The sequence below is a fragment of the Enterobacter chuandaensis genome (genome assembly GCF_003594915.1).
GTDB lineage: Bacteria > Pseudomonadota > Gammaproteobacteria > Enterobacterales > Enterobacteriaceae > Enterobacter > Enterobacter chuandaensis.
Window position 1 is genome coordinate 125144 of sequence record NZ_QZCS01000001.1, and the last position, 22041, is coordinate 147184.

At 56.8% G+C, this 22041-nt stretch carries 24 protein-coding genes; 9 read left to right on the forward strand and 15 right to left on the reverse strand.

Annotation, left to right across the window (positions count from 1 at the left end; all coding sequences use genetic code 11):
• Nucleotides 1-32: 32 nt before the first annotated feature.
• The 5 genes from D5066_RS00620 to D5066_RS22880 form a co-directional block, all read right to left on the reverse strand.
• A complete protein-coding gene (locus tag D5066_RS00620; RefSeq protein WP_061098446.1) occupies nucleotides 33-512 on the reverse strand; it encodes a GlcG/HbpS family heme-binding protein in 480 nt (159 codons plus the stop codon).
• A 90-nt stretch (nucleotides 513-602) separates the two neighbouring features.
• The gene (locus tag D5066_RS00625; protein ID WP_119914743.1) at nucleotides 603-1214 is read right to left on the reverse strand and encodes a response regulator transcription factor; all 612 of its coding nucleotides are present in this window, start codon (nucleotides 1212-1214) and stop codon (nucleotides 603-605) included.
• Nucleotides 1207-2520: a sensor histidine kinase gene (locus tag D5066_RS00630; protein ID WP_244288115.1), complete on the reverse strand. Its 1314-nt coding sequence runs from the start codon at nucleotides 2518-2520 to the stop codon at nucleotides 1207-1209. The genes D5066_RS00625 and D5066_RS00630 overlap by 8 nt, the downstream gene beginning before the upstream one ends.
• A 91-nt stretch (nucleotides 2521-2611) precedes the next feature.
• A complete protein-coding gene (locus D5066_RS00635) occupies nucleotides 2612-4018 on the reverse strand; it encodes a DUF1996 domain-containing protein (protein ID WP_119914745.1) in 1407 nt (468 codons plus the stop codon).
• 144 nt (nucleotides 4019-4162) lie between these two features.
• A complete protein-coding gene (locus D5066_RS22880) occupies nucleotides 4163-4330 on the reverse strand; it encodes a hypothetical protein (RefSeq protein WP_013096943.1) in 168 nt (55 codons plus the stop codon).
• 241 nt (nucleotides 4331-4571) lie between these two features.
• On the opposite strand from D5066_RS22880, the gene D5066_RS00640 reads away from it, so the two are divergent.
• From D5066_RS00640 to D5066_RS00655, 4 genes are read left to right on the forward strand one after another with little or no spacing between them, the layout of a single operon-like run.
• Complete coding sequence (locus D5066_RS00640) at nucleotides 4572-5402, forward strand: ABC transporter substrate-binding protein (protein ID WP_119914746.1); 831 nt, start codon at nucleotides 4572-4574, stop codon at nucleotides 5400-5402.
• A gap of 1 nt (nucleotide 5403) precedes the next feature.
• Nucleotides 5404-6219, forward strand: a complete 816-nt coding sequence (locus tag D5066_RS00645; RefSeq protein WP_119914747.1) for an amino acid ABC transporter ATP-binding protein — start codon at nucleotides 5404-5406, stop codon at nucleotides 6217-6219.
• Nucleotides 6219-6965, forward strand: a complete 747-nt coding sequence (locus D5066_RS00650; RefSeq protein ID WP_119914748.1) for an amino acid ABC transporter permease — start codon at nucleotides 6219-6221, stop codon at nucleotides 6963-6965. The genes D5066_RS00645 and D5066_RS00650 overlap by 1 nt, the downstream gene beginning before the upstream one ends.
• Nucleotides 6949-7635 (forward strand): amino acid ABC transporter permease, encoded by a 687-nt coding sequence (locus tag D5066_RS00655; protein WP_119914749.1) that lies wholly within the window; start codon nucleotides 6949-6951, stop codon nucleotides 7633-7635. The genes D5066_RS00650 and D5066_RS00655 overlap by 17 nt, the downstream gene beginning before the upstream one ends.
• Here D5066_RS00655 and fumD read toward each other — a convergent pair.
• The 4 genes from fumD to D5066_RS00675 form a co-directional block, all read right to left on the reverse strand.
• Nucleotides 7616-7825: a fumarate hydratase FumD gene (fumD, locus tag D5066_RS00660; RefSeq protein WP_028012876.1), complete on the reverse strand. Its 210-nt coding sequence runs from the start codon at nucleotides 7823-7825 to the stop codon at nucleotides 7616-7618. The genes D5066_RS00655 and fumD overlap by 20 nt on opposite strands.
• Nucleotides 7826-7935: 110 nt before the next feature.
• Nucleotides 7936-8748 (reverse strand): MetQ/NlpA family ABC transporter substrate-binding protein, encoded by an 813-nt coding sequence (locus D5066_RS00665; protein ID WP_119914750.1) that lies wholly within the window; start codon nucleotides 8746-8748, stop codon nucleotides 7936-7938.
• A 23-nt stretch (nucleotides 8749-8771) separates the two neighbouring features.
• Nucleotides 8772-9440, reverse strand: coding sequence for a methionine ABC transporter permease (locus tag D5066_RS00670; RefSeq protein ID WP_008500617.1), 669 nt, complete (start codon nucleotides 9438-9440; stop codon nucleotides 8772-8774).
• Nucleotides 9433-10455, reverse strand: coding sequence for a methionine ABC transporter ATP-binding protein (locus tag D5066_RS00675; protein ID WP_119914751.1), 1023 nt, complete (start codon nucleotides 10453-10455; stop codon nucleotides 9433-9435). The genes D5066_RS00670 and D5066_RS00675 overlap by 8 nt, the downstream gene beginning before the upstream one ends.
• A 400-nt stretch (nucleotides 10456-10855) precedes the next feature.
• Between D5066_RS00675 and D5066_RS00680 the strand changes: the two genes are divergently transcribed.
• From D5066_RS00680 to lpp, 5 genes are all read left to right on the forward strand, one after another.
• Nucleotides 10856-12226, forward strand: a complete 1371-nt coding sequence (locus D5066_RS00680) for a pyridoxal-phosphate dependent enzyme (RefSeq protein ID WP_119914752.1) — start codon at nucleotides 10856-10858, stop codon at nucleotides 12224-12226.
• Between the two features lie 11 nt (nucleotides 12227-12237).
• Nucleotides 12238-13383 carry a trans-sulfuration enzyme family protein gene (locus tag D5066_RS00685; protein WP_119914753.1) on the forward strand — a complete coding sequence of 382 codons (1146 nt, stop codon included), beginning with the start codon at nucleotides 12238-12240 and terminating at the stop codon, nucleotides 13381-13383.
• Between the two features lie 175 nt (nucleotides 13384-13558).
• Nucleotides 13559-13753 carry a protein YnhH gene (ynhH, locus tag D5066_RS23275; protein ID WP_418721936.1) on the forward strand — a complete coding sequence of 65 codons (195 nt, stop codon included), beginning with the start codon at nucleotides 13559-13561 and terminating at the stop codon, nucleotides 13751-13753.
• Nucleotides 13754-13760: 7 nt separating this feature from the next.
• Nucleotides 13761-15182 (forward strand): pyruvate kinase PykF, encoded by a 1422-nt coding sequence (gene pykF, locus D5066_RS00690; RefSeq protein ID WP_080327350.1) that lies wholly within the window; start codon nucleotides 13761-13763, stop codon nucleotides 15180-15182.
• 309 nt (nucleotides 15183-15491) lie between these two features.
• Nucleotides 15492-15728, forward strand: a complete 237-nt coding sequence (lpp, locus tag D5066_RS00695; protein WP_001082307.1) for a murein lipoprotein Lpp — start codon at nucleotides 15492-15494, stop codon at nucleotides 15726-15728.
• Nucleotides 15729-15788: 60 nt separating this feature from the next.
• Here the strand turns inward: lpp and ldtE are convergent, their stop codons facing one another.
• The 6 genes from ldtE to sufB form a co-directional block, all read right to left on the reverse strand.
• Complete coding sequence (gene ldtE, locus D5066_RS00700) at nucleotides 15789-16802, reverse strand: L,D-transpeptidase LdtE (RefSeq protein WP_119914754.1); 1014 nt, start codon at nucleotides 16800-16802, stop codon at nucleotides 15789-15791.
• Nucleotides 16803-16899: 97 nt separating this feature from the next.
• Nucleotides 16900-17316 carry a cysteine desulfuration protein SufE gene (gene sufE, locus D5066_RS00705; RefSeq protein ID WP_080327352.1) on the reverse strand — a complete coding sequence of 139 codons (417 nt, stop codon included), beginning with the start codon at nucleotides 17314-17316 and terminating at the stop codon, nucleotides 16900-16902.
• A 15-nt stretch (nucleotides 17317-17331) separates the two neighbouring features.
• Nucleotides 17332-18552, reverse strand: coding sequence for a cysteine desulfurase SufS (gene sufS / locus D5066_RS00710; protein ID WP_119914755.1), 1221 nt, complete (start codon nucleotides 18550-18552; stop codon nucleotides 17332-17334).
• Nucleotides 18549-19820, reverse strand: coding sequence for a Fe-S cluster assembly protein SufD (gene sufD, locus D5066_RS00715; protein WP_119914756.1), 1272 nt, complete (start codon nucleotides 19818-19820; stop codon nucleotides 18549-18551). Before sufD ends, sufS begins: the two co-directional genes overlap by 4 nt.
• Entirely contained in the window at nucleotides 19795-20541 is a 747-nt protein-coding gene (gene sufC / locus D5066_RS00720) for a Fe-S cluster assembly ATPase SufC (RefSeq protein ID WP_080327355.1), read from the reverse strand. The genes sufD and sufC overlap by 26 nt, the downstream gene beginning before the upstream one ends.
• 9 nt (nucleotides 20542-20550) lie before the next feature.
• On the reverse strand, nucleotides 20551-22041 hold the full coding sequence (sufB, locus tag D5066_RS00725) for a Fe-S cluster assembly protein SufB (RefSeq protein ID WP_119914757.1): 1491 nt from the start codon (nucleotides 22039-22041) through the stop codon (nucleotides 20551-20553).

Consider the following 22041-nt stretch of genomic DNA (forward strand, 5'->3'; position numbering starts at 1 on the left):
AAAAAGCACCGTAAAACCGGTGCTTTTTTATATTACTTTTTCAGCCCGTCAATGGCCGCCTGAGCACAGGCTTCATCAAGGTGACCGCCCGGCGCACCGCCGATGCCGATCGCCCCAATCACCTCATCGCCTTCTTTTACCGGCAGACCACCGGCCAGCAGCAGGAAGCCAGGAATATCACGCATGTTCTGTGCGCCCGCATTGCTCTGCGCCGCCTCCATCACTTTGCCTGACGCATTTTTTGCGCTAAGTGCCGTAAACGCTTTCATTTCGCTGGCTTTTACCGTGTGAGGACCGGCATTATCCATACGCTGCACCGCTTTTACCACGCCCGCACGGTCAACCACCGTGACCGCGACCTGGTAATTTTTCGCTGCACAGGACTGAATGGCGGATGTTGCCAGCGCGTTTGCCTGCGCCAGAGAGAGATTTTTTTGGGTCAACGTCTCGGCCTGTGCGGCCAGACTTACGCTACCCGCGACCAGTGCCGCAACCATCATGACTTTTTTCATTGCACTTCCTCGAGTGTTGTTTGACATCTCAAAGGTTACTTAACTGCACAACGAAACGTAATTCGGTTGATTACGCACTCCACCTGGTAGTTATACGGATTGCAATTTGTCATATTCCCGGCTTGCCTGAACCAGGCTGGTGACCCCGAGCTTGGCAAACGCCGCCGCGCGGTGCGCTTCCACGGTTCTGTGCGAGAGGTTCAGACGCGCGGCCACCTCTTTATTACTGCACCCTTCAATTAACACCATCAATACCTCGCGTTCCCGCGCGGTTAACTGCTCAAAGCGCGCTTTAAGCCGCGCAATTTCCTGCCAGGCGGTAAAACGCCGCTGGCTTTCTGCAAGGGCCAGTCCCACCGTTTCGATAAGCTTATCGGCATCGAGCGGCTTGGTGAAAAACTCGAATACGCCATTACGAAACGCCCGACGACAGGCATCGACGGTGCCGTGCCCGGTCATAATAATCACCGGTAGTTGCGGCCACGGCCATTCGCCTTCTTCCAGCCAGGTCAGCCCGCCTTTGCCCGGCATGCGCATATCCAGCAGCAGACAGCCAACCAGCGCCGGTTCACCACTGTGTGCCCGCGTAAAGGCGTCGACGCTCTCAAACGTCTGCACCTGCCAGCCCATTCCCGACAGCAGAAACGCTAATGATTCTCTGATGGACTCGTCGTCATCGATGAGCCAGACCATCTTATCCATGCTTTGTCTCCTTTCCTTCCGCCAGCTGCAAGCGGATCTGCGCCCCACCCTGCGGGGCATTGCCCAGGGCGATCGAGCCGTTCATGCGCGTTATCAGCGTTTCCGTTAACGTCATCCCCAGCCCAATTCCGCCGGGGCGTCCGCTAAAGAAGGGCATAAACGCGTTCTGCAGGGCTTCCGGGCTAAACCCGGGCCCGCCGTCGGTCAGGGTGACCAGAATACCCTTCTCATTTTTCTGACTGTCGATTCGTACCCAGCCGTGCGTGTTCTCCTGCTGCGCCTGAATCGCATTGCTGAGCAGATTATGCAGGATCTGCTCCAGCCAGAGTCTGTCCGCCAGCACGGTCGTTGCATCTGCGGCAAACGCATGGATTATCGCGATACGTCTGGATTTGCGCTCGTGCTCGAGTAAATTTTCCACCTGCTGCCAGCACTGTACCAGATCGGTTTCCCGCAGGGTCACCTTCTCCTGAACAACATGCTCTCGGAAACGCGTCAGCAAGGCGCTAATGCGCTGCGTTTGCAGCAGCGCCGCCGCGAGCGCCTGCGACACAGCCTGCGGATTCCCCTGCTGGTGCTGCCGCTGCGCGCCCTGGATCCAGGTTTGCACGGCGGTCAGCGGCTGGTTGATTTCATGGACGATGCCCGCGGTAATCTCTCCCAGCGTGTTAAGCCTGGCGTGTTGATAATAGAGCGCACGCTGTTCGGCCTGCTGGCGCTGTTTGCGCTGCCAGAGCACGGTTCCCGCGCCCGCAATCACTATTCCCCACGCCAGAAAGAGCAGCGGATAGGGCAACCAGGCAACCCGGAACCAGTTCGGATTTGCCGAGGCGGAGAGGATAAAAGGCTGAGTGTGTTGCGGAAAGGTGCGCTGCCAGTGCCAGAACGCCCCCGTCGACGGCGGTGTATCATCATTCGTGACGCTTAAATGCAGCTGTGCAAAAGTATGGCGCGCCGGAAGCAGCGCGCTTAAGTCAATCAGAACGCGGATCTGCCGCCACGGGTTGTATAGCCAGTACTGAACGCCGCGAAACGGCTCCACGCGGGCAGCGTCCAGCGCGCGACCGGTGGTTTTTTCCAGAGCCTTAATATGCGGGAATTTTTTGCGTAACGCGGTGATATCTTCATCGCCATTCAGAAGCGGCAACACCGACTCGTTTTGCGTCAGCACGGCGCCGATCGCCGAATAGAGTGCCGTAAACTCGCGATCGCGCTCCCAGAACTGGCGGCGTATCTGTTCCGCGTACAGCAGCACGCCGCTTATCAGGCAGATCACTAGCCACGCAGCGATACTGCGCTTTATCATCTTTTTTATGCTCATAGCGTTAACTGGCCCGTCATTCAGGCTGTCGACATTACCAGTTAACGTTGATGAGAACAAAAAAACGCGGGCGTAATCAGATCTCCGGCGTTTTGCTAAAGCCGGTCAGCATCAGGATCAGGCTTTGCGGGGAAGTAGCCGTCTCAAACTGGTAATGATTTCCCTGACGATCGCCGCCGATGTACCACGAAATCTCGGTTTTCCCTTCAGCCAGCGCCTTGCGCACCGCTTTATCCACGTCCACCATCCGGTACTCGCGGGCGTGGTTCAGGTAAAGCACCGCATCCGAACGGTAGCTGCAGGCTGGCCGCGACTGCCAGCTCACGCTGGCCGGATCCCAGTCATTGCTTGCCGGATAGAAGAAGATTTGATCCGCGCCGTTGGTTTCCACTTTCCCGCCATAAATACGCACGCGATATTTAAACTGCGAAGGATCCTGTCCGGCAGGCAGCGGGGGAATATGGAACTTCACCAGCGACAGCGTTTCGCTGTTTTTGGTGCGCCCGCCGTTCTGCCAGTTATCCTGCACCAGTAAAACCTGGGGATCCGGCTGGGAAAGCGCGGGCTCCAGGCTACTGAGCCAGACGTTAGCCTTCGCTTTTGAATAACCATACGGAACGGTGGAGCCGCAATCCAGACCGCGGTTCATGCACAGGTCGGTCATAAAGCGCGCGGCGTCTTCCGTCCAGCCGTTCATGAAGTCCGCATGGGCCGTATATAGGCTTCCCCACCGCTCTTCCCGCTCGCTGCCGTGCATGATGGGATCGAGAGAAAGCTGCGCTTTGTTGGTATCGAGCGAACTAATCGTCGGGAGCACGTACGCAATATTCATGTTCACGGTCGGGATTTTCACCGGGAAGGCGGACGGGCACTGCCCTTTCGTGTCATAAGTGGCATTGACCAGCCCGTGGGCGGGCTTCAGGTTGACCCCGTCCCAGCAGTTCGGAAATTGAATGCCGATATTAAACTGCACGGCATCGTTCGCCTTGCGTAAGCCGCAAACTTCGCCCGTTTTGGTGGTGTAGCCCTTGCCGTTGGCGCATAAGAAGGTGATATGCGGATTCGGCGCGGTACCGTGATGATCCCCCGCCAGCAGCGACAGCCCCGCCGGGAACGGGTGCAGCGGCCAGGCGTCCACGTTCGATGCCTGATAATAGGTTTTTTGATAGGCCGGTTTGACCACCGTTCCGTCAGGCAACCTCAGTGAGGGAGCCCAGTAGGCCGAGCTGTCGGCTTTGTTATCGCAGGTGGTCTTTTCATCTCTACGCAGCGATTCGCGGCTGGAGAAGGCATCCGTTTGCACGTTTCCAAAAAAATCGTGCAGCATGGCCTCGTTGGGCATGCCATACATCATAATGGCATCGTCGCCGAGCGTGTGGGAGTAGCCGCAGACAACGTGCGCCTGTGGCGCAGCGTGCGCCGCCTGCATGGCAATCAGTAATGCAGTGGCAGAAAGTGCCGGGGTTAATACTGTCCGTTTCATTATCATCTCCATCTCTGAAAGGAGATAGTGGTAACAAAACGGCCATCGTTTACCGAGGATTTACCCGCGTATTTTTCCGCTCATCCCTGCTTTACAGCCATCACGCACAACTCGTTCCAGTACATTTCGCGCGTGCGGCGCAGTTCAGCGTGACGTTTTATCATGGAACCACTCCGGGTCGATGTTGGCCACGTCTACGCCGTACAGGCTGGCGACAGGCAGTATTGACTCCAGAACACGCTGCGCGCTGTTCTCCGCATTCGCTGGCCGGGTCGCAAAAAACCGCCGTAGCGTGCTGATCCATTTTTTCATTGCCTTTACCCCTCTCGCTTCACCTGACCTGAGTTAAGCACGCGTTTCCGGGCAGCGGAAATATCAATTCCGGCAGTCGATGTGCAGGAAGTGCAAATAGCTCCGTTCATTTACCTGCCAGTAACATGCTGTTCACTAATGCTTTTTTGTATATAGCAAAGAACGATTTCTTATTTGGCGATAGCTTTTGCTTATGGGAGCGTAACGGTGCAAAACAAAAACAACGGGACGAACGATAACTATGGCAGCAAAGATGAATGGGTTTAAAAAAGGGACGGTTGTGCTGGGATTACTGGCCGCCGGGAGCCTGTTTTCAACGCAGGCGCTGGCCGATCGACTGGCGGATATTAAGGCCGCGGGGGTGGTGAAAGTCGCCACATTTGACGCCAACCCGCCGTTTGGCTCTATTGATGCAAAAACGCACGAGATCGTGGGTTACGACGTGGACTTTGCCAAAGCACTGGCAAAATCACTCGGCGTGAAGCTTGAACTGGTTGCCACCAATCCGGGGAACCGTATTCCACTCCTCCAGTCCGGTAAAGCGGATCTGATTGTGGCGGATATCACCATCACCCCGGAACGCGCGCAGGTGATTGATTTCTCAACGCCCTATTTCGTGACCGGACAACAGTTCCTGGTTCCGGCTAAATCACCGGACAAGCTTGATGACTACAGCCGGGCGCGCATTGGCGCGGTCAAAGGCACCACGGGGGAACAGGCGCTCCACCAGCGTTTCCCGCAGTCCCGCGTGCTCTCTTATGATGACATTCCGCTGGCGCTGACGGCGCTGCGCAACGGCAATGTGCAGGCCATTACCCAGGACAGCACCATCCTGGCGGGTCTGCTGGCGCAGGCCCCGGATAAAGCGAACTTTAAAATCCTGCCCGACCTGCTCAGCAAGGAAGAGATTGGCGTCGGGGTGAAGAAAGGCGAAACGGCGCTGCTGAAAGCCGTTAACGATGAGCTGGTTAACCTCGAGAAGAACGGTCAGGCGGCAAAAATCTATGACGTCTGGTTTGGCCCAAACACGCCCGCTCCACAGCCTCGCGCCTTTAAAATAGAAGCCCAGTAATATGCTCTCAGGTTTATTTTCCCACTCCGCGGCCGGTGCCGCGGATTTTTCACATCTGGAACAGGCCAGCGTTGAGTTTCGTCACGTAGACAAACGCTACGGCGACCATCAGGTTTTACGCGACATTAACCTCTCCATCACGCCCGGTGAAGTGGTTGCTATTCTCGGCCCTTCCGGTTCGGGTAAATCAACGCTGATCCGTCTTATCAACCAGCTTGAAACCCTGAGCGGCGGGGAAATCCTTGTCGACAGCAAGCCGACCGGGCAGCTTTCCGGCAGCAGGCTGCGCCAGCTGCGCTGCCGGGTTGGGTTTGTGTTTCAGCAGTTCAATCTGTATGCCCACCTCACCGCCAGCCAGAACATCACCCTGGCGCTGGAGCATGTGCACGGCTGGAAACCGCAGCCTGCTCAGGAGCGCGCGCTGGCGCTGCTGGAAAAGGTCGGGATGCTGGAAAAAGCCCATCATTTTCCCGCGCAACTTTCCGGCGGCCAGCAGCAGCGCGTGGCGATTGCCCGCGCCCTGGCCTCGTCGCCGCAGATCATCCTCTTCGACGAGCCGACGTCGGCACTCGATCCGGAGATGATTGGCGAAGTGTTATTCGTCATGAAAGCCCTTGCCCATAGCGGGATCACCATGATTGTAGTGACTCACGAGATGCAGTTCGCCCGGGAAATTGCCGACCGGATTGTCTTTATCGACGGCGGGCAGATTCTTGAAACCGCGCCGCCGGCGCAATTTTTCAGTCAACCGTCGCATCCCCGGGCGCAGCGTTTCCTGCAAAAAGTGCTTAACCCGCTGCACCAGGAGCACCTCTGATGCCCGCCCTCGACTGGCAAGGCGTGCTGACCGGACAGCCTCTGCAGTGGATACTCTCCGGATTTCTCACCACCCTGTGGGTGACGCTGGCGGGGGGGCTGATCGCCAGCCTGCTTGCGCCGTTCTTTTTGCTCCTGCGTCTTTCCGGTGGACGCATCGGGAATGCGGTCGTCAGCGGCTGGGTATCGCTGTTTCGCAATACGCCGCTGCTGGTGCAGCTGCTGTTCTGGTATTTCGCCGCCTGGAACGGGTTACCGCAGGGCTTTCGGGACGCGGTGAACGCGGATCACAGCTGGTCAATTCTGCCCGGCGACGTCTGGTGGTTTACCCCTGAGTTTTTATGTTCTGCCTGGGGGTTAGGCGTCTTTACCTCGGCGTTTTTAATTGAGGAAGTGGCATCGGGGCTGCGTTCTGTTCCTGCCGGACAGCAGGAAGCGTCGCTGGCGCAAGGGTTCTCCTCGTGGCGTTTATTTCGCTACATTCTTCTGCCGCAGGGGCTCGCCAACGCCTGGCAGCCCGTTGTCGGCCAGTACCTCAATTTGATGAAGCTCTCCTCGCTCGCCAGCGGGATTGGCTTTGCTGAGCTAACCTACCAGGTCCGGCAGATTGAAAGTTACAACGCCCACGCCCTGGAGGCGTTTATCGTCGGTACGGTGCTCTATTTGCTTACCGGCATTGTCATGGGGATGGTGCTGGTGCGCGTCGGCCCGCATTCAGGGAGGAAAAAAGATGATTGCCGGATTTAACGTTATTGTCGAAAACCTGGATTATCTGCTGTGGGGACGAACGGCAGCGGGTGAACCCGGCGGCGTACTGCTCTCGCTACTGATGGCCGCAGGGGCCGCCCTGCTTGCGCTTCCCGGCGGCGTGGCGCTGGCGTGCCTCGCCTGGCGCTATCCTGGGCTGGTGCGCAGGGGGCTTTTTCTGTGGGCGGAGTTGATTCGCGGTATTCCCCTGATTTTTGTGATTTTCTGGATGTGGTATCTGTTGCCGCTGATAACCGGCGGGGATCTGCCGGGGGCGCTGACCGTGACGCTGGCGCTGGCCTGGTTTACGGCGGCATCGGTGATGCATTCAGTTTTTGCCGGGCTCAGGGCGCTCCCATTGGGTCAAAACGAGGCCGCGCTGTCTCAGGGGTTCAGCACGCAGCAAACCCTGTGGCGCGTGCTGCTGCCGCAGACGCTGAGAAATATTTTGCCGTCGCTGGTGGGGATTTTTATCAGCCTGCTGAAGGATACGTCGCTGGCATTCATCGTGAACGTCCCGGAGCTGACCACGGTGGCGGGACAGGTAAATAACCGGGTGCAAATCTACCCGGCGGCCATCTTTATCTTTACGGGTGCGGTCTATTATCTGCTCTGCTGCTCGCTTGAACAGGTCGCGAAACGCTGGCGCGTTAGCCGGCCAGCGCCTTAACCACCGTTTCCATCGCTTCGGTTGTCAGTGCGCTGCGCTTGATGCGCTGGTTCGCCAGCGCCGTGCGCAGCACGCCCGCAATGACAATATGCTTCGGCTCCTGCCCTAAATCACGCATCTCAAGCACCACTTTGCCGACCACCCGGCACATCTCCTGGTACAGCGCTTCATCTTTGGTCACGTTACCCATCGTCATCACTCCATTGCCTTTTAAACGTTGAGCTTAAATGATTCTCCCGCCGGATACAAAAAAGAAGCCCGGCGAGAGACTCGCCGGGCTTCATCTGTAAAATCAGTAAATTAGTTATTTACGGGAATGACTGCGCCTTTGTACTTGGTGCGGATCCAGTCCTGAATCTCTTTCGAGTGCAGCACGTTCACCAGCGCGACAATATCTTTCTTCTTCTCGTCGCCGCGATGCACGGTAATGATGTTGGCGTACGGGTTATTTTCACCGCTCTCTACCGCAATCGGGTCGTGAACCGGGTCCAGACCGGCGTCAATCGCGTAGTTGGCGTTAATCACCACCGCGTCGCCTTCGTCGTTGTTGTACATCTGCGGCAGCAGGGACGCTTCCACGTTAGGCGTGAACTTCAGCTTTTTCGGGTTCTCAACGATGTCGCTGATGCGCGCGGTCACTTTATCGATGCCCGGCTTCAGCTTGATCACGCCCTCTTTCTCGAAGATGGAGAGAATACGGCCTTCCTCGGAAACCGCGTCACGCATGATGATCTTGCCGCCTTCCGGCAGGTCCTTCAGCGACTTGTATTTTTTGGAGTAGATGCCGATTGGCTCAATGTGGATCGCGCCCGCACTGACAAAATCGTAGTCCTTATCACCCGCGTGATCTTTCAGCACGCTGTTCAGGTAAGGAATGTGCTGGAAGTAGTTGGCGTCGATGTCATGACCCGCCAGCGCGGTGTTCGGCAGAATGTAGTCCTGGAACGGTTTGATCTCCAGGTCGATACCCTGCTTCGCCAGAATCGGCCTGGCCTGCTCCAGAATTTCGGCGTGCGGGGTGTTAGATGCGCCCACGGTCAGGGTGTCGGCCCAGGAGGCAAAGCTCAGGGCGCTCAGGGTTGCGGCGGCAATCAGTGTCAGTGTCTTTTTCATGATGTGGTTCCTGTGTGTATTTATTAGCGTTTATCTAACAGTGAAGTAATGACATCGCCGCAGAACTGGATAATGAAAACGATGATTAAAATGGTCACCGTTGCCACCAGCGTGACGTCACCATGGTTGCGCTGGAATCCTTCCAGATAAGCCAGATTTCCCAAACCACCGGCGCCAATCACCCCCGCCATTGCGCTGTAGCTCACCAGCGCAATCAGCGTCACCGTAATACCTGAAACCAGTGCAGGTGATGATTCCGGCAGTAAAACCCGAAACACGAGCGTGCTCAGTCGTGCGCCCATCGAGCGCGTTGCTTCAATGACCCCTTTGTCAACCTCACGCAGGGCGATTTCGACCAGACGTGCGTAGAACGGTGCCGCGCCAACAATCAGGGCTGGCAGCGCCGCGTTAGCGCCAAGGATGGTGCCGACGACGGTCTTGGTGAACGGGATCAGCAGGACAATCAGAATGATGAACGGGATCGAGCGAAACACGTTCACCACAATCGAAATGACGCTGTAGACCGTGCGGTTGTGGAACAGCCCACCGCGCGCGGTTAAAAACAGCGCCAGGCCCAGCACAATGCCCAGCACAAACGTCGCCACGCCGGAAAGCGCGGTCATGTACAGCGTCTCCAGCGTCGCCGCCCAGAGCTGATCCCACTTGAGATGCGGAAAGAGATTCTCAGCCATGTTTAATTACCTCGCCTTCAATATCGCTGTGCTGCAGGTCGGCGAGGATATTGTTCAGTTGTTCATCGGATGCCACGACGTGCACCCAGAGCTGACCAAACACCCCGTGGGCGGTTTGCGTCATTTTCCCGTGCAGGATGTTAAACGGCAGGCCGTAGCGCAGGGTTAATTCCCCGACAACCGGCTTGTGCGTGCTGTGTCCGGTAAAGGTTAGTCTGACCACCGTCCCTTCCAGATCGTTAGCCAGTTCGGTATTGAAGGTCTCTTCCTCCGCGTACTGGCTTACCTGACGGACAAACTGCTGCGTAATGGGCTGCTGCGGATGGGTAAAGACGCTCAGCACGTCGCCCTCTTCCACCACTTTGCCGTTCTCCATCACCGCCACGCGGTCGCAGATTTTGCGCACCACGTGCATCTCGTGCGTGATCAACACGATGGTCAGTTTGAACCGACGGTTAATGTCTAACAACAAATCGAGGATCTGATCGGTGGTCTGCGGGTCGAGCGCGGACGTGGCCTCATCGCAGAGCAGCACGTCGGGGTTGTTGGCCAGCGCGCGCGCAATCCCCACGCGCTGTTTTTGCCCGCCGCTCAGCTGCGACGGGTACGCATTCTCGCGCCCCTTCAGGCCTACCAGCTCCACCAGTTCGGCGACGCGCGCCTTAATGTTAGCTTTTGGCACACCGGCGATTTGCATCGAGAAGGCGATATTCTCGCTCACCGTGCGCGACCACAGCAGGTTGAAGTGCTGGAACACCATGCTGATCTTCAGGCGCGCCTGACGCAGCGCTTCACCTTTCGCAGCGGAGATATCCTGCCCGTTAATGGTGACGCTTCCGGCGCTGGGTTTTTCCAGGCCGTTCAGCAGGCGGATAAGCGTGCTTTTTCCGGCGCCGCTGTAGCCGATAATGCCGTAAATCTGCCCCTGCTCAATCGTCAAATTGACGTTATCCACGGCCGTCAGCGCGACTTTTCCGTTGTCAAAAACCTTCGAAATATTCCTGAGTACGATCATTCTTATACGTTATCCGTTCCGCACATAGCGGTTTAGCAGTATGGATGTCCAAATGATAGTAAACAGGCGTTATCAGCTTTTAAATGAACAAAAAAGCATGTCTTATAACTTTCAGAAATAAACAGCGGTTTTGCCGGGTGGGAAGGATTTAGACCAATTTCAGCAATGATTATCTACCAGATGCATATCTGCTGGCTGACACCCCGTAAAAGCGGTCGTTTTTTCAGCATTCCATGCCGATATAGCCATCCCCACATCCAGACAACTTTACGTCTTGCTGTCCTGACATCCAAAAACGGCATTTATATTCTTTTCTGTTCTAAAAGACAGTGAACTGTTCTTTATTGCGAAAAATTCACCGCCCTATCATCCCGTCATGACATCCAGAAAGGAAAACATCATGACGATTTACCACTCCGTCACTGAACTGATTGGCCGTACCCCGCTTATCCAGCTGCACAAGCTTGATACCGGTCCCTGCTCGCTGTTTCTGAAGCTGGAAAACCAGAATCCGGGCGGTTCGATTAAGGATCGCGTCGCGCTGTCGATGATTAACGAAGCGGAGCGCACCGGGCAGCTGCAGCCGGGCGGCACGATTATTGAGGCAACGGCGGGGAATACCGGCCTCGGCCTGGCGCTCATCGCCGCGCAGAAAGGCTACTCGCTGATCCTCGTAGTGCCGGACAAAATGAGCCGCGAGAAGATTTTCCACCTGCGCGCGCTGGGTGCTCAGGTGGTGCTGACCCGCTCGGACGTGAATAAGGGCCACCCCGCCTATTACCAGGATTACGCCCAGCGCCTGGCAAATGAGCTGCCCGGCGCGTTTTATATCGACCAGTTCAACAATGAAGCCAACCCGCTGGCGCACCGCACCACCACCGCACCGGAGCTGTATGAGCAGCTTGACGGCAGAATTGACGCCATTGTGGTCGGCGTGGGTTCAGGCGGGACGCTGGGCGGCCTGCAGGCGTGGTTCGCCGAGCATTCGCCGCACACGGAGTTTGTCCTGGCTGACCCCGCCGGGTCGGTTCTTGCCGACCAGGTCGAAACCGGACGCTACCACGACGCGGGCTCCTGGCTGGTAGAGGGAATTGGCGAAGACTTTATTCCGCCGCTGGCGCACATTGAAGGGGTGAATCGCGCCTGGCGCATCTCCGATCGCGAGGCCTTCACCACCGCGCGCGATCTGCTGAAAACGGAAGGTATTCTGGCGGGCTCCTCCACCGGCACGCTGCTGGCGGCGGCGCTGAAATATTGCCAGGCGCAGACCTCGCCGAAACGCGTGGTGACCTTCGCCTGCGACAGCGGCAATAAGTATCTATCGAAGATGTTTAACGACGACTGGATGCGCCGGCAAGGGCTCATCTCGCGCCCGCAGGCGGGCGATCTCTCCGACTACATCGCCCTGCGCCACGATGAAGGCGCTACGGTCACCGCCGCCCCGGACGACACGCTTTCCACCGTGCTGGCACGCATGCGCCTGTATGACATCTCCCAGTTGCCGGTGCTGGAGAACGGCAAGGTGGTGGGCATTATCGACGAGTGGGATCTCCTGCGGCATATCGGCGGCAACGGCGAGCGCTTTGCCCTGCCGGTGACGGCAGCCATGACGCGTCAGGTAGAATTCCTCGATAAACACGCCCCGGAGAGCGCCCTGCACGCCATTTTTGACCGCGGTCTGGTGGCCGTGATTAATGATAATGACCGTTTTCTCGGTCTGATTACGCGCAGCGACGTTCTGACCGCCTGGCGCAACCGTCTTCAGCAATAAAGGAATAGATGATGAAAAACCTGGCAACCCTCAGCGTCCACAGCGGCGCGTTCAACGACCAGCACGGCGCCGTCATGCCGCCGATTTACGCCACCTCGACGTTTGCGCAACCGTCACCCGGCGAACATACCGGCTATGAGTATTCCCGCAGCGGCAACCCGACCCGCCACGCGCTGGAAACCGCGATTGCCGAACTGGAAGGCGGCACGCGGGGCTACGCGTTCGCCTCCGGTCTGGCGGCCATCTCCACGGTGCTCGAGCTGCTGGATAAAGACAGCCATATTGTTGCCATTGATGACGTTTACGGCGGGACGTATCGCCTGATTGAAAACGTGCGCAAGCGCAGCACCGGCCTGCAGGTCAGCTGGGTTAAGCCGGACGATTTAGCGGGGCTTGAGGCCGCCATTCGCCCGGAGACCCGCATGGTGTGGGTCGAAACGCCGACCAACCCGCTTCTGAAGCTGGCGGATCTGGCGGCCATTGCGGCGATCGCCCGTCGTCATAACGTCATCAGCGTAGCGGATAACACCTTCGCGTCGCCGGTGATCCACCGCCCGCTGGAAGCGGGTTTCGATATCGTGGTGCACTCCGCCACCAAATACCTGAACGGCCACTCTGACGTGGTGGCCGGGCTGGCGATTGTCGGGGACAACAAGGCACTGGCGGATAAGCTGGGCTATCTGCAAAACGCGGTGGGCGGCGTCCTGGATCCGTTCAGCAGCTTCCTGACCCTGCGCGGTATTCGCACCCTTTCGCTCCGGGTAGAGAAACACAGCAGCAACGCGCTGGCGATTGCGCAATGGCTGGCGCAGCATCCTCTGGTCGAAAAGGTTTTCTATCCCGGGCTGGAATCGCATCCGCAATATCAGCTTGCCCGCACGCAGATGGCGCTGCCCGGTGGGATGATTTCCGTCGTGGTGAAAGGCGATGCGCAACGCGCCACCGAGGTGATTCGCAACCTGAAGCTTTTCACCCTCGCGGAAAGTCTTGGCGGCGTGGAAAGTCTGGTTAGCCAGCCTTACAGCATGACGCACGCCTCCATCCCGCTTGAGCAACGGCTGGCAAACGGTATTGTGCCGCAGCTCATCCGCCTGTCAGTAGGCATTGAAGATCCGAGAGACCTGATTGCCGACCTCAGCCAGGCGCTGCAAAAATAAGCAAAACGCGGCAGGTCAATCACCTGCCGCCATATGTTGTCATCATGGCTTAACGCCTTGATAACAATATTATGTGAAACAACATTGATTAATTCTGAAACGCTGTTTCCATTTTCCTTTTATCTTAAAATCAGCGTATAATGCGCGCCAAATCCCTGGTGAATGGTTTCAGCGCTTGGAATACAAAAAACAACGTACAACTTCTCCTCTCCTTCGTTGGGCTGTCACTCAGGCACACTTTCTTCTGCACGCTCATTTGATGTCTCCTATCCTTAGTGCGTGTCATATACTCTTTTGCAACACAGGTTTGACTCCGCGGCGGTGCGCCCCCGGAGCGAGATTTCCATATCCTTCCCAACTTAAAGACTAAGACTGTCATGAAAAAGACGAAAATTGTTTGTACTATCGGCCCGAAAACCGAATCCGAAGAGATGCTGAGCAAAATGCTTGACGCCGGCATGAACGTGATGCGTCTGAACTTCTCCCACGGTGACTACGCAGAACACGGTCAGCGTATCCAGAACTTGCGCAACGTGATGAGCAAGACCGGTAAAAAAGCCGCTATCCTGCTCGACACCAAAGGTCCGGAAATCCGTACCATCAAACTGGAAGGCGGTAACGACGTCTCCCTGAAAGCGGGCCAGACCTTCACCTTCACCACCGACAAATCTGTTGTGGGCAACAACGAAATCGTTGCAGTCACCTATGAAGGTTTCACCAGCGATCTGTCCGTGGGTAACACCGTGCTGGTCGACGATGGTCTGATCGGTATGGAAGTCACCGCTATCGAAGGTAACAAAGTTATCTGTAAAGTGCTGAACAACGGCGACCTGGGCGAAAACAAAGGCGTTAACCTGCCGGGCGTTTCCATCGCGCTGCCTGCACTGGCTGAGAAAGACAAGCAGGACCTGATCTTCGGTTGCGAACAAGGCGTTGATTTCGTTGCGGCATCCTTCATCCGTAAGCGTTCAGACGTGGTTGAAATCCGTGAGCACCTGAAAGCCCACGGCGGCGAGAAGATCCAGATCATCTCCAAAATTGAAAACCAGGAAGGCCTGAACAACTTCGACGAAATCCTCGAAGCGTCTGACGGCATCATGGTTGCACGTGGCGACCTGGGCGTTGAAATCCCGGTTGAAGAAGTGATCTTCGCGCAGAAGATGATGATCGAGAAATGCGTTCGCGCGCGTAAAGTGGTTATCACCGCAACGCAGATGCTGGACTCCATGATCAAAAACCCACGCCCTACCCGCGCAGAAGCAGGCGACGTGGCGAACGCCATCCTCGACGGTACCGATGCAGTCATGCTGTCCGGCGAATCCGCGAAAGGTAAATATCCGCTGGAAGCCGTTTCTATCATGGCAACCATTTGCGAACGTACCGACCGCGTGATGAAAAGCCGTCTGGATTACAACAACGACAGCCGTAAACTGCGCATCACTGAAGCTGTTTGCCGTGGTGCAGTAGAAACCGCAGAGAAACTGGAAGCGCCACTGATCGTGGTTGCAACTCAGGGCGGTAAATCTGCGCGCGCCGTACGTAAATACTTCCCGGACGCCACCATCCTGGCGCTGACCACCAACGAAACCACGGCTCGTCAGCTGGTGCTGAGCAAAGGCGTGATCCCACACCTGGTAAAAGAGATCGCGTCTACCGATGATTTCTACCGTCTGGGTAAAGAAGTGGCGCTGGAGCTGGTCGATCGTGGTCTGGCACAGAAAGGCGACGTTGTGGTTATGGTTTCCGGTGCGCTGGTACCAAGCGGAACCACCAATACTGCATCCGTTCACGTGCTGTAATAATTCACGAACGAATTAATTCTGATAAAAAGCGCCCAATGGGTGCTTTTTTTATAACCGTCATTAGCCAAATTCATTCAAAAAGCAAATCGGGTTTTTCTATTTAATTGCGATTTATCTAAGATGAATCCGATGAAAAATGCCTTTTTTTACATAGCTTTTTACGCAAAATGCACTGATTCGATGCTTCTTTGAGCGAACGATCAAAAATAGGCGTATTCCCATCAAAAAAATATTCTCAACCCAAAAAAGTTTGTGTAATACTTGTAACGCTACATGGAGATTAACTCAATCTAGAGGGTATTAATAATGAATCGTACTAAACTGGTACTGGGCGCGGTAATCCTGGGTTCTACTCTGCTGGCTGGTTGCTCCAGCAACGCTAAAATCGATCAGCTGTCTTCTGACGTTCAGACTCTGAACGCTAAAGTTGACCAGCTGAGCAACGACGTGAACGCAATGCGTTCCGACGTTCAGGCTGCTAAAGACGACGCAGCTCGCGCTAACCAGCGTCTGGACAACCAGGCTACTAAATACCGTAAGTAATAGTACCTGTTAATAAAATGGCGCACATTGTGCGCCATTTTTTTTGCCTGCGTCAAACCGCTACTGCGTCACCTTCTCCCCTTCCTCTTCTGCTACCGCAGCAGATACCCGGCTATTCTGCACCGACAATACGCTATTGCTGGCTGACGGGCCGCTACCTGCTGATACGATAACCGGGATCCCGGCACGGCGTGACAGGGCTTTATCAATCAGCGCCTTATCGCTTCCCGCCTGAGAAACAAAGGTCGCAAAATCTGCGGAGTGGGTAATGGGCGAAATCTGCGGGTTCTCCCCTTCCACCTGGGCCAGCGGACGGTGGACCTCAATATAACGCTTGCCGTCCGGCTCAACGGAGAATTTCACCGGCTCATTGATAATTTGTACCCGCGTGCCAACACGCACCTGCTCAAACAGGGCTTTAATATCCGGGGCGTTCATTCGCATACAGCCGGAACTGACGCGCAGGCCCACGCTGTCCGGCGCGCTGGTGCCATGAATAAGATATTCCCCATTACCTATTCCCAGACGCAGCGCATAGCGCCCCAGTGGATTATTTGGTCCAGCCGGAACGACGGGCGGCAATTTAATTCCCTGGGCCAGCGAACGCGCTCTGATGCCCGCCGTTGGCGTCCAGGTTGGATTAGGGATTTTTTGGCTAACGCGGGTGGTGCTCACCGGCGTTTCCAGCCCCAGCTGTCCGATGCCAAGCGGGAATACCTGGACACTATTTTCTCCCGGCGGGAAGTAGTAGAGCCGAAGCTCGGCCAGGTTCACGACAATCCCCTCGCGCGGCGTGTCCGGCAGCAGCATCTGCGACGGGATGGTGATGACGGTACCCGGCGCGGGGTTTACCGGCGCAATGGTGTTGTTCGTTTCAAGGATCACCTGCGCGGCGGTATTAAATCGACGGGCAATGGTCTGAAGCTTATTATCCCCTTCCTGTATCGTATAGGTTTGATTTTGCCCAATCAGGCGACTGCCTGCGGGCGGCAACGGGTAATCCATCGCGCGGGCCGAATTAAACGTACCGAGCGAACTGAGGAGTAATAGCGTTATTAGAGGCGCGCGCTTCATGCTGAGATTCCTTATTCACTGGCAGGATGCCAGAAAGCTGAAAAACCAGCGAGGCGGGAACCACCTCGCGAAACAGAATGAATGCTGTTCTGTAAGTCTAGCTAAGGATTGCAGCTTTGGCGCGAATGGCGCGAATCATCGCTTCCAGCCCCTGGGAGCGGGACGGGGTGAGGTGTTGGGTGAGGGCCATTTTTTCAAACCACGGGCGGACATCAAACGCGACAATATCCTGCGCCGACATCTGGTGATAAAGAATAAACACGACCGCGATCAGCCCTTTTACAATGGCCGCATCGCTGTCGCCGTGCAGGGTTATCGTGCCGTCGTCAGACTGCTCCATGACAATCCACACCTGGCTCTGACAGCCCTGAATAATATTATCCGGGTTATGCGCCTCTTCACCGAGCGGCGGCAGACGCTGCCCCAGCTCGATAATGTAAAGGTACTTCTCTTCCCAGCTTGCGCAACGCCCGAAGTTGCGCAGCAGTTTATCTTTGTCCGGCAGCTCTGCCATTTTTTTGCCTCTCCGTTAGCCCAGCAGCTGGTGAACGCGTTTCAGCCCCGCCACCAGCCTGTCGACCTCTTCCGTTGTGTTGTACATCACCAGCGAGGCGCGACACATTGCCGGCACCTGGTAAAACGCCATCAGCGGCATGGCGCAGTGGTGCCCGGTACGGACGGCCACGCCGTAGTTATCGAGGAAACTCCCTACATCATAGGCGTGATGTTTCCCCAGGTTAAACGCAATTACGCCTAACCTGTCAGCAGGCCCGTACAGGGTAAGATCCGGCACGCTGGCAAGCTCCTGCAACGCGTAGTGCATAAGCTGCCGTTCGTACTCCTGAATGGCGTCCAGGCCGATTGCGGAGACGTAAGAGACCGCCGCGCCCAGACCGATAATCCCGCCGGTGTTGGGCGTTCCCGCCTCAAAGCGCCACGGGGCGCGAGCGTAGGTGGTTCCTTCGGTCAGGCTGACGGTGGCGATCATCGATCCGCCCCCTTCCCACGGCGGCATCGCCTGCAGGATGTCCTCTTTAACGTAGAGCACGCCGATGCCGGTTGGACCATAGAGCTTGTGCCCGGAGAACACGTAGAAATCGCAGTCCAACGCCTGCACGTCAACCGCGTGGTGCATCACCGCCTGCGCGCCGTCAATCAGCACCTTTGCACCGGCCTGATGGGCTTTTGCGATAATCTCTGCGACCGGATTTTCGGTACCCAGCACGTTAGAAACCTGGGTGACGGCCACCAGCCGGGTTTTATCGTCCAGCAGGGCGTCAAGCTGCGCAAGCTGCAGCGTGCCGTCTTCGTTCAGCGGAATCACCCGCAGCTGCGCGCCGACACGCTCGCAGAGCATCTGCCACGGAACAATATTGGCGTGGTGCTCCATCTGGGTGATGATGATGTTATCGCCCGCGTGAACCTGAGCGTTGCCCCAGCTGTTGGCAACAAGGTTAATCCCCTCGGTGGTGCCGCGCACAAACACCAGCTCTTCCGGCGATTGCGCGTTAAGGAAGGCCGCAATTTGCGTGCGCACGTTCTCCATGCGCTGGGTCGCCTCAGCGCTCAGGGTATGAATACCTCGATGCACGGCGGCGTAGCCGTGGCGGTAGAACTCCGCTTCCGCATCCACCACCTGATTCGGCTTCTGCGCACTGGCCGCGCTGTCGAGATACGCCAGCGGCAGGCCGTTCACTTCACGGGTCAGAACCGGGAAATCTGCCCGTACCTTCTCTACGGGAAAACTCATGCTTCGCCTCCGGGCAGACGCTGACCAATGCGGGCCAGCACCTGCTGCTTCAGTACGCCATCGCGCAGCGCTTCCGTCAGCTCCGCCGCAAAGGCATAGATAATCATTTTCTGCGCCGCCTGCCGGTCAATACCGCGCGAGCGCAAATAGAACATCTGTTCGTCGTCGATCCGCCCGACCGTCGCCCCGTGGCTGCATTTCACGTCGTCAGCGTAGATCTCCAGCTGCGGTTTGGTGTCCACCTCCGCAAGTCGCCCCAGCAGCAGATTGTTGTTGGTCATCTGCCCGTCGGTTTTAATGGCGTGCTGGGCCACGTTAATCAGGCCGTTAAACACCGCGCGGCCTCTATCGCTGACGATGGTTTTGTGCAGCTGGCGGCTGTTGCAGTAGCCTTTGTTGTGCTCAAGCCAGGTGCGGGTGTCGCACACCTCTGCTTTAACCGGCATCGCCAGGCTGTTGATGCGTAGCGTGGTATTTTCACCGTTAAGCTGCGTGCTGGTGTTGTGGCGCAGCACCGCGCCGCCGAGCAGGAAGCTGTGGCTGTACGCCGCGGCATCCTGGCCCAGCAGGATATCGTTATGCGCAAAGTGGTGGCTCAGCGGGTTCTCAAACGCCAGCTTAATGTGATGAAGCTGCGCATTGGCGGCAACGTTCATCGTCAGACGCGACCCGGTAAAGTGGCGGGTCTCGTTGAGGCTGACGTAATGCTCAATCACCGTGGCCTCGGCCCCTTCAGCCAGCTCAAGATGATGGCGATAGTGGGCAGTATTGATTTCATCGCCCTCTACGCCTTGGGTGATATGCATCAGCAGCAGCGGTTTTTCCGGGCGCTGGTTACGCTTAACCTGAATATGCGTCACGCTGCGGGCCAGGCTCTCGGTCAGGTGCAGGAACACTTCAGGCTGAACCGGGGCGCTCAGGGTCTGGCGATCGTCATTAATCACGATCCCGAACCCGCTATCCTGGGTATCGTCGCTCAGTTCAGGACGGTAGACGCCGTCGACAAAGACCAGACGCACCGCGTCCACCGTCAGCGCCAGGGCATCACGCCGGGCCGGGCTGATGTCCGCCAGCCGCATCACGAACTCGCCGTTCAGCAGCCCGTCCAGCGGAGTGTATTTCCAGTTCTCATGTTTACGCGTCGGCAGGCCGAGACGCAGCATTTGCTGCAGGTGCTGCTGCGCCTGCCCGGAGCGCGTATTACCCTGCGCTTCAAACAGCCGGTGCCACTGCTGGAGTGCATTACTGCTGTTCGGTAAGCCAGCCATAACCCTGCTCCTCCAGTTGTTTAACCAGCGTGAAATCACCGGATTTCACAATGCGTCCCTGGTAAAGCACGTGGACGTAGTCCGGCTTGATGTAGTCAAGAATGCGCTGGTAGTGAGTGACGATAATGAACGAACGTTTGCCGTCGCGCAGGGCGTTCACCCCATCAGCGACAATCTTCAGGGCGTCGATATCCAGACCGGAGTCCGTCTCATCCAGAATGCACAGCTCGGGCTCCAGCACCGCCATCTGCAGGATGTCGTTACGCTTTTTCTCGCCGCCGGAGAAGCCAACGTTAACCGAGCGGGTCAGCAGGTCTTCCGGCATTTTCAGCAGCTTGATCTTCTCTTCCATCAGGTCCTGGAAGTCAAAGCGGTCCAGCGCTTCCTGGCCGCGATACTTGCGCACCGCATTAAGCGCCGTCTGCAGGAAGAACTGGTTGCTGACGCCGGGAATTTCCACCGGATACTGGAAGGCCATAAAGATGCCCTCGCCCGCGCGGTCCTCCGGCGACATTTCCAGCAGATCTTTACCGTTAAACTCGACCGAGCCGTGGGTTACTTCGTAATCTTCGCGCCCTGCCAGCGTCGCCGAAAGCGTACTTTTCCCGGAACCGTTCGGCCCCATGATGGCGTGGACTTCACCCGGCTTGACGTCAAAATTGAGACCGCGCAGGATCGCTTTCTCTTCCACGCTAACCTGTAAATCTTTAATACTTAACATGTGCTTTCCTTAACCGACGCTGTGTTCAAGACTAATGGCGAGGAGTTTTTGGGCTTCAACGGCAAATTCCAGCGGCAGTTCAGAGAACACGTCCTTACAGAAGCCGTTGACAATCATCGAGATGGTATCTTCTTCACTGATCCCGCGCTGCAGGCAGTAGAAGAGCTGATCTTCCCCGATACGCGAGGTTGTCGCCTCATGTTCAAGCTGGGCGCTGTTGTTGCGGCACTCCACGTACGGGAAGGTGTGCGCCCCGCAGTCGGCGCCGATCAGCATCGAGTCACACTGGGTAAAGTTACGCGCGTTGGTGGCCGTCGGCATGATTTTCACCAGCCCGCGGTAGCTGTTCTGGCTGTGCCCGGCGGAGATCCCCTTCGAGATAATCGTCGATTTGGTGTTTTTCCCGATATGGATCATCTTGGTGCCGGTATCGGCCTGCTGATGCCCGCTGGTGAGCGCCACCGAGTAAAACTCGCCGATGGAGTTATCCCCGCGCAGAATGCAGCTCGGGTACTTCCAGGTAATGGCGGAGCCGGTTTCCGACTGCGTCCAGGACATCTTGCTGTTTTCACCTTCGCACAGCGCGCGCTTGGTGACGAAGTTCAGAATACCGCCGGTGTTACCGTCGCCGGGGAACCAGTTCTGCACCGTGGAGTATTTCACCTCGGCGTCTTTGTGGATGATGACCTCGACCACCGCCGCGTGCAGCTGGTAGCTGTCGCGCACCGGGGCGGAGCATCCTTCGATGTAGCTGACGTAGCTGCCTTCGTCCGCCACCAGAATGGTACGTTCAAACTGGCCGGTTTTTTCGGCATTGATGCGGAAATAGGTTGAGAGCTCCATCGGGCAGCGCACGCCTTTCGGCACGTAGATAAAGGTGCCGTCAGAGGCTACTGCGGCATTCAGCGCGGCGAAGAAGTTATCGTTGCTCGGTACCACGGTGCCGATGTATTTTTTTACCAGCTCCGGGTGATCGTGAATCGCTTCGCCGAAGGAGCAGAAAATAATCCCCTGTTCGGCCAGTTTCTCACGGTACGTCGTTGCCACCGAGACGGAGTCAAAAATGGCGTCCACCGCCACCTCTTTCCCTTCGCGCACGGGCACGCCCAGCTGGTTAAACGCCTCTTCTACCTCTTTGCTCAGAAAGCTGTTCTCGGCACCGGTCTGCTGTACCGCGCCGGGCTGCGAGGCGCAGGTATCGTCACAGCTGCCGCAGGACGGCGCGGAGTAGTAGCTGTAATCCTGATAGTTCAGCTTGTCGTAGTGGGCTTTCAGCCAGTGCGGCTCTTCCATCTCCAGCCAGGCGCGGAACGCGCTCAGGCGAAATTCGAGCATCCACTCCGGCTCGTTACGTTTGGCCGAGATGGCGCGCACCACATCTTCATTAATGCCTTTCGCCAGCTCGTCGGTTTGCAGCTGCGTGAAGAACCCCTCTTTATAGTTGAGGTGTCCGCCGCTCCAGGTGTTTACATCACTCGTTGCTTCAGTATTACGAGACAT

Excerpts from the sequence above, each read along its gene's own strand:
- D5066_RS00675 (WP_119914751.1), bottom strand. The coding sequence starts at position 10,455 with ATGATCGTACTCAGGAATATTTCGAAGGTTTTTGACAACGGAAAAGTC.
- sufS (WP_119914755.1), bottom strand. The coding sequence starts at position 18,552 with ATGAGTTTTCCCGTAGAGAAGGTACGGGCAGATTTCCCGGTTCTGACC.
- ldtE (WP_119914754.1), bottom strand. The coding sequence starts at position 16,802 with ATGAAGCGCGCGCCTCTAATAACGCTATTACTCCTCAGTTCGCTCGGT.
- D5066_RS00685 (WP_119914753.1), top strand. The coding sequence starts at position 12,238 with ATGAAAAACCTGGCAACCCTCAGCGTCCACAGCGGCGCGTTCAACGAC.
- D5066_RS00635 (WP_119914745.1), bottom strand. The coding sequence starts at position 4,018 with ATGAAACGGACAGTATTAACCCCGGCACTTTCTGCCACTGCATTACTG.
- D5066_RS00625 (WP_119914743.1), bottom strand. The coding sequence starts at position 1,214 with ATGGATAAGATGGTCTGGCTCATCGATGACGACGAGTCCATCAGAGAA.
- sufD (WP_119914756.1), bottom strand. The coding sequence starts at position 19,820 with ATGGCTGGCTTACCGAACAGCAGTAATGCACTCCAGCAGTGGCACCGG.
- D5066_RS00620 (WP_061098446.1), bottom strand. The coding sequence starts at position 512 with ATGAAAAAAGTCATGATGGTTGCGGCACTGGTCGCGGGTAGCGTAAGT.
- sufC (WP_080327355.1), bottom strand. The coding sequence starts at position 20,541 with ATGTTAAGTATTAAAGATTTACAGGTTAGCGTGGAAGAGAAAGCGATC.
- D5066_RS00650 (WP_119914748.1), top strand. The coding sequence starts at position 6,219 with ATGCCCGCCCTCGACTGGCAAGGCGTGCTGACCGGACAGCCTCTGCAG.
- D5066_RS22880 (WP_013096943.1), bottom strand. The coding sequence starts at position 4,330 with ATGAAAAAATGGATCAGCACGCTACGGCGGTTTTTTGCGACCCGGCCA.
- sufE (WP_080327352.1), bottom strand. The coding sequence starts at position 17,316 with ATGGCAGAGCTGCCGGACAAAGATAAACTGCTGCGCAACTTCGGGCGT.
- D5066_RS00655 (WP_119914749.1), top strand. The coding sequence starts at position 6,949 with ATGATTGCCGGATTTAACGTTATTGTCGAAAACCTGGATTATCTGCTG.
- pykF (WP_080327350.1), top strand. The coding sequence starts at position 13,761 with ATGAAAAAGACGAAAATTGTTTGTACTATCGGCCCGAAAACCGAATCC.
- D5066_RS00680 (WP_119914752.1), top strand. The coding sequence starts at position 10,856 with ATGACGATTTACCACTCCGTCACTGAACTGATTGGCCGTACCCCGCTT.
- D5066_RS00665 (WP_119914750.1), bottom strand. The coding sequence starts at position 8,748 with ATGAAAAAGACACTGACACTGATTGCCGCCGCAACCCTGAGCGCCCTG.
- D5066_RS00640 (WP_119914746.1), top strand. The coding sequence starts at position 4,572 with ATGGCAGCAAAGATGAATGGGTTTAAAAAAGGGACGGTTGTGCTGGGA.
- D5066_RS00630 (WP_244288115.1), bottom strand. The coding sequence starts at position 2,520 with ATGATAAAGCGCAGTATCGCTGCGTGGCTAGTGATCTGCCTGATAAGC.
- lpp (WP_001082307.1), top strand. The coding sequence starts at position 15,492 with ATGAATCGTACTAAACTGGTACTGGGCGCGGTAATCCTGGGTTCTACT.
- D5066_RS00670 (WP_008500617.1), bottom strand. The coding sequence starts at position 9,440 with ATGGCTGAGAATCTCTTTCCGCATCTCAAGTGGGATCAGCTCTGGGCG.
- fumD (WP_028012876.1), bottom strand. The coding sequence starts at position 7,825 with ATGGGTAACGTGACCAAAGATGAAGCGCTGTACCAGGAGATGTGCCGG.
- sufB (WP_119914757.1), bottom strand. The coding sequence starts at position 22,041 with ATGTCTCGTAATACTGAAGCAACGAGTGATGTAAACACCTGGAGCGGC.
- D5066_RS00645 (WP_119914747.1), top strand. The coding sequence starts at position 5,404 with ATGCTCTCAGGTTTATTTTCCCACTCCGCGGCCGGTGCCGCGGATTTT.